Genomic DNA, 13004 nt, shown 5'->3' with positions numbered 1-13004 from the left:
CCCTCATCGATCCACAAGCTGGCAAAGCAGCGCGGGAAGCTCCCTGACTGAATTCAATTGATGAAACCTGCCGTTCGAGGCGGGAATCACATCCACTTTCTCAGCTCCCCAGGTGAGCGCATAGGGAATGTGCACTCCTGCTCCCCCGAGTTCGAGCACCGGCAGAATGTCGGATTTCACGGAGTTGCCAACCATCACAAACCGTCCGAGATCAACATCGTGGCGACGAAGGATCCGCTCGTATGTCAAAAAGTCCTTCTCCGGCACGATTTCGACATGGGAAAAATGCGGAAGGAGCCCGCTCCGCTCCAGCTTTCGCTGCTGATCCTTCAAGTCGCCCTTCGTGACCAAAAGCAGCCGGTGTTTGCCGGCCAGTCGCGGTATGATTTCATGGATGCCTTCCAGAAGCTCCACCGGATGCGAAAGCATGGTCTGACCGAGCACGATGAGCTCCTGGATCTCAGCGGCGGCAATCCTGCCTTCGCTGAGCTCAATCGCGGTTTCGATCGCGGACAGCATGAACCCCTTGATCCCGTAACCGTACCGCTCGAGGTTCCGCATTTCCGTCGCAAACATCACCCGATCGACCGTGTCTGCGTCGTGAAAACGCGCCAGCAGGGCGCGGTATCTCACATGCACGCTCTCAAAAATCGTCTCATTATGCCAGAGCGTGTCATCCGCATCGAAGCCAACGACCCAGTCATTGCTGCCCATGCCCCGATGGAAACATCACGGGCCCGGTGCGCAAGTCCTGGATGGACGGGCGTTGACCGCGCCCGTCAGCCCTGGCGGCCACCGGTTTCAACCCAGCGCACCGCATGCCGCACCAGGGCCGTCACATCCTTCAGGCCGAGCTTCTGCTTGATGTGGCTTCGATGCACATCGATCGTCTTGGAACTCAGGTGAAGCTGGGAGGCAATCTCACGTGTGCTTCTGCCATTGCCAATCAACTGGAATATTTCAAACTCGCGGTCCGTCAGTTTCTGGATCGGAGAGGACGAGCCTCTTGGCCTGGCGTCGGACAATGCATTGAGAATCCGGGATGTGATCTGATGGCTCACATGCACCTCTCCGTTGAGAACCTGTCGAACGGCCGCCAGCAGATTGTCCCCTCCGGCCTCCTTCATTATGTAGCCCCTTGCTCCGGCTCGCAACACTCGCTCGGCATAGACCAGTTCGTCATGCATCGAGACCACGAGGACCGGCAGGTGTGGCTCGGCGGCAAGGATGTCCTTGATGAACTCCAGCCCGCCTCGCCCCGGCATCGTGAGATCTGTGAGCACAAGGTCCGGTTTCAACCGGGAGAGCGAAAGCATCGCTTCGGCGGGATTCCCCGCCTCGCCGCATACAACCAGATCGGGCTGCCGATCGATCAACTGCGCAAGGCCTGCGCGCATGAAAGGATGATCGTCCACAAGAAGAATGCGCCGACGAACCAGCGCCCCGGGCCGCTCTCCTGACAGGGATGGAATGGGTGATGGCCTGCGTTCCGCTTTCTTCATGGCCGCTTCATCAGACGGCAGGTCACCGTCACGCCATTGCGCGTGGACGCCACTGTCAGCTCCGCCCCGACGGCTCTTGCGCGGTGCTGCATGACACCCAAGCCCATCCCGTGCCTGCCACTGGCACGCTCCTCCCGCGCCATTCCCGTGCCGTCGTCGGCAATCTCCAGGGTCAAGTCGGACTTTGTTTCCATCAGCCGGATGACGATCCGGGATGCCCGTGCATGCTTGACCGCATTGTTCACCGCTTCCTGCGCGATCCGGTACAGGTGCCCCGCCACGTAGGGATCGGGCACCAGCACTGGTTTGGGACATTCCAGCCGGCAGGTTCCGCGACCCAGGGTGGCAATTCGTCCGGCCAGTTCGGTCAGACCATCCTGCAATGCACCGGGCTCGCTTCCGACGGGAACCAATCCCCGTGCCAGGGCACGTGTCTGCGTGATGGCGTCTCGGAGCATCCGACCCATGGCCGCCAGTCGTTGTGCGAGCTCGGGATGCGACGCCGCATCGGCCTTGAGCGTCGTGCACATGAGTTCCAGCGCGGTGAGCTGCTGGCCGAGATTGTCGTGCAAATCGGCCCCGATGCTCTGCCGTTCGCGTTCACTGGCCGCAAGAATCTCCCGTTCGAGCCGCTCATGCTCCACGCGCGCCGCGGCAAGCGCCTGCTGCTGCGTGACAATCCTCAATGCCCGCCGGATCACGCCCGGAAGCAGATTGATCAGCGCCGTGTCCTTCAGGACGTAGTCCAGCGCACCCTGCTTCATCATTTCAACGGCGACCTTCTCATCTCCCTGGCCGGTCACGATCACAAACGGAACCGGTGCGACCTCCTGCAACTGGGCGACCAGATCGGCTCCCTCCCCATCAGGAAGCTTCAGGTCGAGAATCATGAGATCCGGTCTCTCATGTTTCAGCGCCAGACGCGCCGCGAGGGCCGAGCGTGCGGTGCTGACAACGTGGTGCTCGGCGACCAGCGCCGCCGACATGAGCACGAGAACACCCTCATCGTCATCGACGACCAGCAGGCGCGAGGCGGGAAGAGCGGCGGGCAAGGGCTGACAGGATCAGGCGGCCGGGACTGACGGCACCATCATCAGAGGCAGAAACCACCCGAGCCGACGGATTGACTCGTTGAATCTATCCTGATCGACCGGTTTTTGCAGATAGAGACTGCAACCCAGCTCGTGGCAGCGCTCGACCTCCCGGCTGTCGTCGGTGGTCGTCAGCATGATGACAGGGATTTTCCTCAACACGGAATCCGCTTTCAAGCGCCGTAGTATCTCGAATCCATCCATCCTGGGCATCCGAATATCCAGCAGGATCACAAAGGCGCGCGGAAGCCGGGTCCTAACCAAGGCCAGGTAATCAAAGAATCGCTGTCCATCGCTGAAATGGATGATTGTATTCCTTACTCCAGCGCCCTCGAGATTCTCGCGAATCAGAATGGCGTGTCCCTCATCATCATCGACGATCAATATGGTTGGCAGGTCATTCATGGTTTCTTCAGTTCGACTCAATTGCGGGCAGTGAAATAAAAAATGTGGTCCCTTCACCAAGCCGGCTTTGCATCCAGATTCTGCCTTTCTGCCGCTCGAGCACACGTTGGGCAATCGTCAACCCAAGGCCTTCCCCCGGTGACTTGTCAGGATCCAGTCGAAAGAATATCTGGAACACCCTGGCCTGATGTTCCGCTGCGATGCCCATGCCATTGTCCGCCACCGAAATGACCGCCTGTCCATTGCGCACCTCCCCCCGCACCTCGATGACTGGCGGGCGTTCCGGACTGCGGTATTTCAGCGCATTGTCGAGGAGGTTCGCGAAGACGCGGTTTGTTTGCACCGCATCGCCCATGCACATGGGAAGTGAATCGACACGCACTGTGGCACCCGCCTCATCGAGCTGAAACTTCATCGCCGCAACAACCTCGCCCAGGATGCTGTTCATGTCGAGCGGTTGCATCGCCAGCGCCACCCTGCCCAGCCTCGAGTACCGCAGAAGTCCGGCGATCAGGGCATCCATCCTGCCGATGCCCGCATTGATGAAGCGCAGCGCCTGGGGAATCGTGACATCAACCGCCTGTGTCAGCCGTCCGACAGGCACGCAGCGCGAGTCACCGGCCTCATGGGCGGCCGCGGTGATCGCATCGCAGGCGCGCTGAAGCTGTCTGCCAAACCCCTGGATGTTCACGAGCGGCGAGCGCAGATCGTGGGAAACCGTGTAGACAATGGCTTCGAGTTCTCGGTTCTTTTCGGCCAACTCGGAAGCCAGCTGCTGGAGCGCCTCTTCATCGGACTTTCGTCGCGTGATGTCGGTGCGGATTGCGACATACTGAATGGGTTTTCCATTCTCGTCGAGAAACGGAAAGATTGTCGTGTCGACCCAGTAGAGTGTGCCGTCCTTTGCGCGGTTTCTTATTTCTCCCCGCCAGACCCGACCTCCGCCGATTGTGCCCCACAAGTCGCGAAAAAACGCCTTTGAATGGAAACCCGAATTGATGATCCGATGATCGCGGCCGATCAATTCGTCCCTCGGGTATTTCGAAATCGTGCAGAACTTGTCGTTGACGTAGGTGATGATTCCGGCGGCGTCAGTGATCGCCACGATCGAATGCTCATCCAGCGCCGCTTTGACGTCATTCAGCTCCCGCACGGTCGAGCGGAGGTCGCGCTCGAGCCGCTCGCGAGCGGAGTCACCGGCATCTGGATAATCCTTTGAAATCGACACCGGTCGACAAACTGACGCTTCCATCGCACGTCGCAAGGATGGACGCCACCACCTCGATTCAGCTCAATGTAAACAACCTCTTCGACAACCAGCGCATCCTCCCTCAGACGGCCAACTCCGAAGGCCAGATTCTAAACTACCGCTTCCAAACGCCGGGCGAGTGGATCATCAGCACGACCGTGTCGTTTTGACGATGGGCCATGCATGGCACCATTTGTTTCGAACATCGGTCTTTGAGGAGGCGCTTGGTCGTCGCCCGATACGCCCGCTGCTGTGTTCGCAATCGAGCGCGCATCTCGCGCTGACAAGCGGTATTTGCCAGAGACTTGTCGGAAACTAGGTTCTCGGTTCCAGCCCGCTTCGATGCTGGGCTCCTCGCCGTGCATCCTGCGTGGAATGCACCGAATTGCCCGTCACGCGCTGAATTAGTTGTGATGACATGCAGGGCGCATATTTCATGAGGTGGGCTTCTGCGCTGCATTAAGTGAAGGTGATTACCTGCCGCGCATATCTCGGCAGGGGAAAAAGTCACTTGCGCGGGTGGGTGGGGTTTGCAACCCTTGGCAGGTTTGTTCGGGCTAGGCTCAATCTTCAGCGCTCAATCACGCCATGGTTTCAACCAACACCGAATTCGCATATAATACCAAGATCGAGGGAGACGTCGTGGTCACCCGGGCGGACGCGGTGATCAATTGGATCCGGTCAAACTCGGTCTGGCCGATGCCCATGGGTCTTGCGTGCTGCGCCATTGAGTTGATGGCGACGGCGGCCAGCCGGTTCGACATCGCGCGTTTTGGTGCAGAGGTTTTTCGTTTTTCCCCGCGCCAGGCCGATTGCATGATCGTGGCCGGCACGGTGACGTACAAGATGGCCCCCCATCTTCGCCGCATCTACGACCAGATGGCCGCGCCAAAGTGGGTCATCGCGATGGGCGCCTGTGCGAGCTCAGGCGGAATGTATCGCAGCTATGCGACACTGCAGGGAGTCGATCGCATTGTTCCGGTCGACGTCTATGTCAGCGGCTGCCCGCCGCGTCCCGAGGCGCTATTGGATGCCCTGGTCAAGCTTCAGACAAAAATGCGCGACGAGCGCTCAGCCAAGAGTTTGCTGTCGGCCTGATCCAACCCTGCCCGCCACACCGCACATTTCGTTCGCCACTCGAGACCATTCAATGTCCGCCACTGTCGATGCTCCCGCCGCACTCAAGCAGTCGTTTCCGCAACTGGGGGAACGACCGTCCGCGGATCATCCTGCGTTCAACGTTCCTGCCGCCGACATTTCCGCGGTTCTCGCCTTCCTTCGCGATTCACAAGGGTTCGATTTGCTCACCGACCTGACCGCGATTGACAACGGCGAGGAGGCCACGCCGCGTTTCACGGTTGTGTATCACCTCTTTTCCACGAGCGGTCACACGTACCTCCGTCTTGCCGCGGACTGCCTGAACGACCGCGAGCCGTCGATTACTTCAGTCGTTTCACTGTGGCCGGGGGCCGACTGGCTGGAGCGGGAGGCGTACGACATGTTTGGCATCGCCTTCACGGGACATCCGGACCTCCGGCGAATCCTCATGTGGGACGGCTATCCGCATCATCCGCTTCGAAAGGAATTTCCCCTCGCCGGGATCGAGACGGTCCTGCCGGATCTCGAAGTCGCTGCCGAGACGGGCACGCCGGTGCTTCCCGCTCCCATGGCAGGCGGTCCCTTTGTTGCCAGCAGCGGCGAAATCAACATGGCCAAAGCCGAGCCTCGCGCCAAAGACGAGAGCTGGAACGAAAAGTCGGAAAAACCCTCCTGAAACCACGCGACTCCTCGCCCAGCGCAAGAGCTTGAACCCAGTCCATGGCCACTGAATTTGCCTTTCCCGACACCGCTGCCAAAGGAGCCTCCGCCGCACAGGAGTTTCAGACGGAGCAGATGTCCCTTTCGATCGGGCCGTCCCATCCGTCCACGCACGGCGTGCTTCGCCTGCAGTTGGAGCTCGATGGCGAAACTGTGACGAAGTGCGATCCGATTGTCGGCTATCTCCATCGCGGGGACGAGAAGATCGCGGAGAACATGACTTACAATCAGTTCGTTCCGTACACGGATCGTCTCGATTATATCGCTCCGCTTGCCAACAACGTCGCCTTCGCCACGGCGGTTGAACGTCTGGCACGGCTGGATGTGCCGCCTCGCTGCCAGGCCATCCGCGTGATCGCATCCGAGCTTGCGAGGGTTTCATCGCATCTCCTGGGCCTCGGGGCGTATGGAATCGATGTCGGCGCCTGGACGGTGTTTCTCTACACCTTCACTGAACGCGAAAAGCTCTACAAACTTTTCGAGGAGCTGACCGGGGCCCGCTTCACGACAAGCTACACGCGCATCGGCGGCGTTGCGAGGGACATCCCTGACGGGTGGCTCGACCGCGTGAGCGCCTTCTGCGACCAGTTTCTGCCGATTCTCGACGAGATCCTCAAGCTTCTCACCCGGAACAAGGTGTTCATGGACCGGACGGTGGGCATTGGCGTGATTTCAAAGGAAGACGCGATCGCCTACGGGCTGACGGGGCCCAACCTGCGCGGTTCGGGTGTCCCGCTCGATCTGCGAAAGGACAAGCCCTACCTCGGCTACGAGCAGTACGAGTTTGATGTTCCTGTCGGCGAAAGGGGCGATTGTTATGACCGCTATCTGGTTCGCGGCGAAGAGATGAAGCAGTCGATCCGCATTGTCAGGCAGGTGATCGCCAGGTTCCCAGGCGGAGACTGGTATGCCAGTGATGCGAAGAAGATCTTTGCTCCGCCCAAGGCCAAGATTCTGACCAAGATGGAGGAGCTGATCCAGAACTTCATGCTGGTCACCGAGGGGCCGCAGATGCCCGCCGGCGAGGTCTATTTTGAGGCGGAGAATCCCAAGGGCGCGCTGGGCTTCTTCGTGGTGTCGCGCGGAGGAGGCGTGCCCTGGCGGCTGAAAATTCGCTCCCCGTCATTCTGCAATCTTTCGATCCTGCCGAAACTGTGCGTGGGCGCCATGGTTTCGGACGTCGTTTCAATCCTGGGCTCCCTGGATTTTGTGATGGGGGAATGCGATCGATGAAGAACCGGGCGTCCTGCAACTCCAACTCGCTACCGCCTGCGACGAGTTTCACCGGGCACGTCGCGGCTCTGACCAATCCCGAGATTTTCCTGTGAATCTGAAGCCTGAAACCCTGAAGCGGATCGACGACGTCATCCCGCACTACGCGTCAAAGCGCAGCGCCACACTTCCTCTCCTGCATCTGATTCAGGAGGATGTCGGTCATATTTCGAGAGAGGCCATCGAATGGGTGGCGGCGAAACTGGAGCTTCAGCCGATCAACGTCTACGAGGTGGTCACCTTCTATCCGATGTTCAGGCAGAAGCCGATCGGGCGCAGGCACATCAAGGTCTGTCGCACGCTGTCCTGCGCGCTCATGGGAGGCTACAAGACCTGCGCGGCGTTCGAGGACGAATTCAAGACGAAGCAGGGCGAGATTTCACCCGATGGAGAGGTGACGATCGAGTTTGTTGAGTGCCTTGCAAGCTGCGGCACGGCTCCTGTGGTGCTTATCGATGACGAACTCCATGAGAATGTGGACCCGGCCAAGGCCAGACTGCTCAGCGACCAGATCAAGGCGAAGGCGGCCGAGCGAAAAACCTGAGAAACTTCGATCAAGCGGACACCCAGCGCTCCACCCTGCTCAAAACCGATATTCGAAATGCCAGCTCCCGAACAACGCCGGATGATCTTCAAGCACATCGATGAAGCGGGCTACACGCCCGACATCGACTGCTACCTGCGCCATGGCGGATACGAGATTCTGAGGAAGGCCGTGACGCGCAGGCCGGAGGAGCTCATCGATGACGTGAAGAAATCCGGACTGCGCGGGCGTGGCGGAGCAGGTTTCCCCTGTGGTGTCAAATGGGGGCTCGTCGACCGGAAGAGCGGCAAGCCGATCTATCTGATCGTGAATGCGGACGAATCCGAGCCCGGCACATTCAAGGACCGCCACATCATTCACCAGGATCCGCACCAACTGATCGAGGGCACGATGATTTCATGCTTCGCGAACAACGTGAAGCAGGCCTACATCTACATCCGCGGGGAGTTTCCGGTCGGCGCCCGCATCCTCGAGAACGCCATTGATGAGGCGCGTCGGCACAATCTTGTCGGTCCCAACATTCTCGGCACCGCGTATGGCTGCGAAATTTACGTCCACCGTGGAGCGGGCGCCTACATCTGCGGGGAGGAAACCGGGCTCATCGAATCGCTCGAGGGCAAGCGGGCCTATCCACGCATCAAGCCGCCGTATTTTCCGGCGGTCCTTGGATTGTACCAGTGCCCGACGATCGTGAACAATGTGGAGACACTGTGCCACGTGAAGCACATCATCGACATGGGCGGCGAGGCGTATTCGAAGATCGGCACGCCCAACAACACGGGAACCCGCATCCTGTGTGTTTCGGGACACGTCAGGAAGCCCGGCTACTACGAATATGAGGTCGGCAAGATCACACTCGGTGAGCTTCTGTATGAGGTCTGCGGGGGGCCGCTTCCAGGACGGACATTCAAGGCAATCATCCCCGGCGGCTCCTCTGCCAAGGTCCTGAAGGTGGGCGAACGCTACAAGGGCAAGCGGAAGGTTGGTGCCGAACTGGTCGACTATGACTGGGGCATCGAGGACATTCCGATGGATTTCGATTCGCTCGCGATGATCGGGTCGATGGGAGGATCCGGCGGCGTCATTGTCATGGACGACAGCGTCAACATGGTCGAGGCGCTGGCCAACATCAACGCCTTCTACTCCCACGAGAGCTGCGGCCAGTGCACGCCATGCCGCGAAGGTTCGCTGTGGATGAAGAAAATCACCACGCGGATGGTGCACGGGGAGGCGCGGACGGAGGATGGGGCCCTCCTGAAGAACGTGGCGGACCAAATCGCCGGCCGCACGATCTGTGCTTTTGGCGAGGCCTGTTCCTGGCCCACCCAGAGTTTCGTCGCCAAGTTTGGAGACGAGTTCAAAGCCTACGCCGACGCAAAGAAGGGCGCCAAGACATCAGAGCCCTTGGAACTCATCTGATCACGCGATCCGGCAAGCACTGAATTTTTGTTGAAATGACCCAACCTGCCAAACCAGACCTCGTCACGGTCAACATCGACGGCAAGGAGATTGCCGTCCCGAAGGGCACCAACGTCATCGACGCCGCTCGTCTGGTTGGCGTGGATATTCCGCATTACTGCTACCATCCGAAGCTCAGCATCGTCGGCAACTGCCGCATGTGTCTGGTTGAACTGGGCATGCCCGCCGTCGATCCGGCGACGAAGGCCCCCGTGATGGACCCGGCCACCGGCAGACAGAAGGTCAACTGGATCCCGCGGCCGCAGATTGGCTGCGCGACGAACGCGAGCCAGGGGCTTCACGTCCGCACCCAGACTCCACAGATCAAGGACTGCCGCGAGGGTGTGACGGAATTTCTCCTGATCAATCACCCGCTGGACTGCCCGATTTGTGACAAGGCGGGCGAGTGCATGCTGCAGGAACAATCGACAGGGTATGGGCGCGGATATTCGCGGTTCATCGAGCAGAAGAACGTGAAGCCCAAGCGCACGCTTCTGGGCCCGCGTGTCGTGCTCGATGACGAGCGCTGCATTCTCTGCTCGCGCTGTATCCGGTTCTGCAAGGAGGTCGCCAAAGATGACGTTCTGGGCTTCACCGATCGCGGCAGCTATTCGACACTGACCTGCTATCCGGGCAAGGCGCTCGAGAACAACTATTCCCTCAACACGGTGGACATATGTCCCGTGGGCGCGCTGACGTCGACCGACTTCCGATTCCGCATGCGCGTCTGGTTTCTCAAACAGACGAACAGCATCGACACGGAGTCATCCGTTGGAGCAAACACCGTTGTCTGGTCGCGAGAGGGCGTCATTCATCGCATAACCCCGCGCCGCAATGACGAAGTCAACGACACCTGGATGGCGGACAGTGGGCGGCTGCTCTACAAGGCGGTTGCCGCCGAGGACCGCTTGTCCAGCCCTGAGCCGCTGGATGCGTTGATTTCACGCGCGGCGGAACTTCTGGAGGAGACCGCCGGTTCGATCGCGGTTGTTGGGTCCGGTCGCAGTTCCGTTGAGGAGCAGTTCCTGACCCGCAGGCTGGCGGAGGTGTCGAAGGCAGCCGTGCATCTTGTGGCCCGCGAGGGTCCGGGAGATGGCATTTTGATTTCGAGCGATCGCAATCCAAACATGCGCGGTGCGCTGGTGACGGGACTCATCTCCGACCTGCCCGCTCCGCGGCTGGACAAGCTGGCCGGGGACATTGAATCCGGAACGGTCAAACTCGTGATCTCCATCGGTGAGGACCTGACCGCCGCGGGGATTTCACCGCTTCTGCTTGGACGGGTTTCAATCGTGCATCTTGGCACTCATGCAAATGCCACATCGGATGCAGCGGGCGTGGTCATTCCAACGCTCACGGTCTTCGAGAAGGCGGGCACGCTTGTGAACCAGCAGTTCCGGCTGCAGAAGTTTGCCAGGGCGGTGCCGCCTAAGGCGGGGACCCACGACGATCTCCAGGTGCTGTCGCGGTTGATCACGGCACTTGGCGGCCCCGCCCTGCCGTCGGATGTGCATGCACTGTGGGAAGTGCTGGCCGCTGAGATCCCGATGCTTTCGAAAGTAACCTACCGTACGCTTCCCGACACAGGGAAACTGCTCGACGCGACACCCTGGTCCCGGCTGCGGTTTGCTGAAGGTGCGAGCCTGCATTTCAAACCAGCGGTGCCCGCGGAAGGAGCAGGGGCTTGAGTTTCCGTTTCGATCACTCGCGAGGAGCACACCCACGCTGACCCAACCATGGACCTCTCACTCTATTTCAATCTGCCGCACTGGCTGCGCCTCGTGCTTCAGGGACTTGCCGTGATAGTCGTGCTCTTTCCGATTGCGGCGGCATGCTCGATGGCGGAGCGGAAGATTTCGGCGTGGATACAAGGACGCCCGGGACCGAATCGCACGGTGCCGCCCTTCCTCGCGGGAATACCCGTCATTGTCCCAATCCTGCAGCACCTGGGTCTGTTTCAGCTCGCGGCGGACGGTGGAAAATTCGTGTTCAAGGAAGACCCGATTCCCGGGCATGTGAACAAGCTCTATTTTGTCCTGGCACCGATACTCGCGATGATTCCGGCGCTGACGACGGTTTCCGTGGTGCCCTTTGGGGCCTATTTCGACAAGGCCGGGGAGCTTGCTCCGATCATTCTCGCCAACGTGGACGTCGGACTGCTTGCAGTGTTCGCCGTCGCATCGCTTGGAGTCTATGCGATCATTCTGGCGGGCTGGGCTTCAAACTCAAAGTATCCGTTCCTCGGAGGCGTCCGTGCATCGGCGCAGCTGATTTCCTACGAGCTTTCAATGACGCTCTCGGTTCTTCCGGTGTTTCTCTGGGTCAATGCCCCCGGCGGCGCGGGAACGCTGAGCCTCTTTGATGTCGTGCAAAGCCAGAGCCAAGCGGGCCTGTGGGGAGGCATGTGGTTTGTGTTTCTCATGCCGGTGTCGGCGTTTGTCTTCCTCGTCGCGCTTTTCGCGGAAACAAATCGCCTGCCCTTCGACATGGCCGAGTGCGAGGCCGATCTCGTGGGAGGCTTCCACACGGAGTACGGCGCCTTCAAGTGGTCCCTGTTCTTTGTCGCCGAGTACTGCCACATGATTGTTGGCTCCGCCGTGTTTGTACTCCTGTTTCTGGGAGGCTGGAATCCGCTTCCCTGGATTCCCCTTTCGACGCTCTCCGACTGGCTGTCGCTTGGCGACAACCCGGTGCTCCTGGGGGCGCTCGCTACGCTGCTGTTCATTGGAAAGGTCCTGTTCTTCATCTTTTTCTTCATGTGGGTGCGCTGGACGCTTCCCCGTTTCCGGTATGACCAGGTCATGAAGATCGGCTGGCAGAAGCTGCTGCCGCTCTCGATCGGCAACCTCGTGCTCTACGCGATCGTGATCGCCCTCCTTGAGCGTTTCTGACCAGGATACCAACGGTCGCAGTACGCACGCCCAACACTCAACCCATTCTTCCATGGCCATCGTTCCCGTTGATCGCAAGCCGCTGACGTTCGCAGAGCGGACCTACATCCCGCAGATCCTGTCGGGACTGTCGACGACGTGGAAGCACATGTTTGCGCCCAAGGTGACGCTGGAGTATCCGGAGCAGCGTCCCGAGATCCCTGTCAACTACCGCGGTGTACCGACCCTGGTGAAGGATCCGAACGGCCGGGAGAAATGCGTCTCGTGCCAGCTCTGTGAGTTTGTCTGCCCTCCGAAGGCGATTAGGATCACCCCCGGCGACATCCCGTCCGATTCACCGGACGCGCACGTCGAAAAGGCTCCAAGGGCCTTTGAAATCGACATGCTCCGCTGCATTTTCTGCGGTCTCTGCCAGGAGGTCTGCCCCGAGGAGGCCATCTTCCTCCAGAACCAGTTCTCGCTGTCGGGCTACACCCGCGCCGAGTTGGTCAACGACAAGGCCCGCCTGTACGAACTCGGCGGCACGCTGCCCGACCAGCACTACAAATGGGACCGGAAAAAGGCCGCGGCCGAGCACGGCAACGCCCACTGAGCCATGAACGCTGACTTCATGTTTTATCTCTTCGCGACGCTCTCCGTCGCCTGCGGCGTCGGGGTGGTGTTCAACCGCAACACCATCAACGCCGCCCTCTGCTTCCTGCTGAGCCTCGTCGGCCTCGCCGGCCTCTTCGAGCTCCTGGAGGCCTACCTACTCGCCGTGCTGGTCGTCTTCGT

At 60.0% G+C, this 13004-nt stretch carries 15 protein-coding genes; 10 read left to right on the top strand and 5 right to left on the bottom strand.

The window, feature by feature from the left end; genetic code table 11:
• Positions 1 to 3 precede the first annotated feature (3 nt).
• The 5 genes from HS122_20050 to HS122_20030 form a co-directional block, all read right to left on the bottom strand.
• Complete coding sequence (locus HS122_20050) at positions 4 to 714, bottom strand: HAD family hydrolase (protein ID MBE7540689.1); 711 nt, start codon at positions 712 to 714, stop codon at positions 4 to 6.
• Between the two features lie 65 nt (positions 715 to 779).
• Entirely contained in the window at positions 780 to 1502 is a 723-nt protein-coding gene (locus HS122_20045) for a response regulator transcription factor (GenBank protein MBE7540688.1), read from the bottom strand.
• Complete coding sequence (locus tag HS122_20040; GenBank protein MBE7540687.1) at positions 1499 to 2554, bottom strand: response regulator; 1056 nt, start codon at positions 2552 to 2554, stop codon at positions 1499 to 1501. Before HS122_20040 ends, HS122_20045 begins: the two co-directional genes overlap by 4 nt.
• A 12-nt stretch (positions 2555 to 2566) precedes the next feature.
• Positions 2567 to 2998 (bottom strand): response regulator, encoded by a 432-nt coding sequence (locus tag HS122_20035; GenBank protein ID MBE7540686.1) that lies wholly within the window; start codon positions 2996 to 2998, stop codon positions 2567 to 2569.
• A 7-nt stretch (positions 2999 to 3005) separates the two neighbouring features.
• Entirely contained in the window at positions 3006 to 4250 is a 1245-nt protein-coding gene (locus tag HS122_20030; protein ID MBE7540685.1) for a PAS domain S-box protein, read from the bottom strand.
• Between HS122_20030 and HS122_20025 the strand changes: the two genes are divergently transcribed.
• The 10 genes from HS122_20025 to HS122_19980 all read left to right on the top strand — a co-directional run.
• Positions 4214 to 4417, top strand: a complete 204-nt coding sequence (locus HS122_20025) for a hypothetical protein (GenBank protein MBE7540684.1) — start codon at positions 4214 to 4216, stop codon at positions 4415 to 4417. The genes HS122_20030 and HS122_20025 overlap by 37 nt on opposite strands.
• Positions 4418 to 4835: 418 nt before the next feature.
• The gene (nuoB, locus tag HS122_20020) at positions 4836 to 5345 is read left to right on the top strand and encodes an NADH-quinone oxidoreductase subunit NuoB (protein ID MBE7540683.1); all 510 of its coding nucleotides are present in this window, start codon (positions 4836 to 4838) and stop codon (positions 5343 to 5345) included.
• 52 nt (positions 5346 to 5397) lie between these two features.
• Positions 5398 to 6021 (top strand): NADH-quinone oxidoreductase subunit C, encoded by a 624-nt coding sequence (locus HS122_20015; protein ID MBE7540682.1) that lies wholly within the window; start codon positions 5398 to 5400, stop codon positions 6019 to 6021.
• A 44-nt stretch (positions 6022 to 6065) separates the two neighbouring features.
• Positions 6066 to 7298 carry an NADH-quinone oxidoreductase subunit D gene (locus tag HS122_20010; GenBank protein MBE7540681.1) on the top strand — a complete coding sequence of 411 codons (1233 nt, stop codon included), beginning with the start codon at positions 6066 to 6068 and terminating at the stop codon, positions 7296 to 7298.
• 91 nt (positions 7299 to 7389) lie between these two features.
• Positions 7390 to 7881: an NAD(P)H-dependent oxidoreductase subunit E gene (locus HS122_20005; protein ID MBE7540680.1), complete on the top strand. Its 492-nt coding sequence runs from the start codon at positions 7390 to 7392 to the stop codon at positions 7879 to 7881.
• Between the two features lie 57 nt (positions 7882 to 7938).
• Positions 7939 to 9300, top strand: coding sequence for an NADH-quinone oxidoreductase subunit NuoF (gene nuoF / locus HS122_20000; GenBank protein MBE7540679.1), 1362 nt, complete (start codon positions 7939 to 7941; stop codon positions 9298 to 9300).
• Between the two features lie 35 nt (positions 9301 to 9335).
• Positions 9336 to 11027 (top strand): (2Fe-2S)-binding protein, encoded by a 1692-nt coding sequence (locus HS122_19995; protein MBE7540678.1) that lies wholly within the window; start codon positions 9336 to 9338, stop codon positions 11025 to 11027.
• A gap of 48 nt (positions 11028 to 11075) precedes the next feature.
• Positions 11076 to 12230, top strand: coding sequence for an NADH-quinone oxidoreductase subunit H (locus tag HS122_19990; protein ID MBE7540677.1), 1155 nt, complete (start codon positions 11076 to 11078; stop codon positions 12228 to 12230).
• A 52-nt stretch (positions 12231 to 12282) separates the two neighbouring features.
• Positions 12283 to 12822 (top strand): NADH-quinone oxidoreductase subunit I, encoded by a 540-nt coding sequence (locus HS122_19985; protein MBE7540676.1) that lies wholly within the window; start codon positions 12283 to 12285, stop codon positions 12820 to 12822.
• 3 nt (positions 12823 to 12825) lie between these two features.
• The coding region (locus HS122_19980; GenBank protein ID MBE7540675.1) for an NADH-quinone oxidoreductase subunit J at positions 12826 to 13004 on the top strand (179 nt) is incomplete at its 3' end.

The organism is Opitutaceae bacterium, assembly GCA_015075305.1.
Lineage (GTDB): Bacteria > Verrucomicrobiota > Verrucomicrobiia > Opitutales > Opitutaceae > UBA6669.
This window is presented reverse-complemented; position numbering and strand designations above follow the sequence as displayed.

Bases quoted from the DNA above. Each gene is read 5' to 3' on its own strand.
- HS122_20050 (MBE7540689.1), bottom strand. From the start codon at position 714: ATGGGCAGCAATGACTGGGTCGTTGGCTTCGATGCGGATGACACGCTC.
- nuoF (MBE7540679.1), top strand. From the start codon at position 7,939: ATGCCAGCTCCCGAACAACGCCGGATGATCTTCAAGCACATCGATGAA.
- HS122_20030 (MBE7540685.1), bottom strand. From the start codon at position 4,250: ATGGAAGCGTCAGTTTGTCGACCGGTGTCGATTTCAAAGGATTATCCA.
- HS122_20010 (MBE7540681.1), top strand. From the start codon at position 6,066: ATGGCCACTGAATTTGCCTTTCCCGACACCGCTGCCAAAGGAGCCTCC.
- nuoB (MBE7540683.1), top strand. From the start codon at position 4,836: ATGGTTTCAACCAACACCGAATTCGCATATAATACCAAGATCGAGGGA.
- HS122_19995 (MBE7540678.1), top strand. From the start codon at position 9,336: ATGACCCAACCTGCCAAACCAGACCTCGTCACGGTCAACATCGACGGC.
- HS122_20045 (MBE7540688.1), bottom strand. From the start codon at position 1,502: ATGAAGAAAGCGGAACGCAGGCCATCACCCATTCCATCCCTGTCAGGA.
- HS122_20035 (MBE7540686.1), bottom strand. From the start codon at position 2,998: ATGAATGACCTGCCAACCATATTGATCGTCGATGATGATGAGGGACAC.
- HS122_20015 (MBE7540682.1), top strand. From the start codon at position 5,398: ATGTCCGCCACTGTCGATGCTCCCGCCGCACTCAAGCAGTCGTTTCCG.
- HS122_19985 (MBE7540676.1), top strand. From the start codon at position 12,283: ATGGCCATCGTTCCCGTTGATCGCAAGCCGCTGACGTTCGCAGAGCGG.
- HS122_19990 (MBE7540677.1), top strand. From the start codon at position 11,076: ATGGACCTCTCACTCTATTTCAATCTGCCGCACTGGCTGCGCCTCGTG.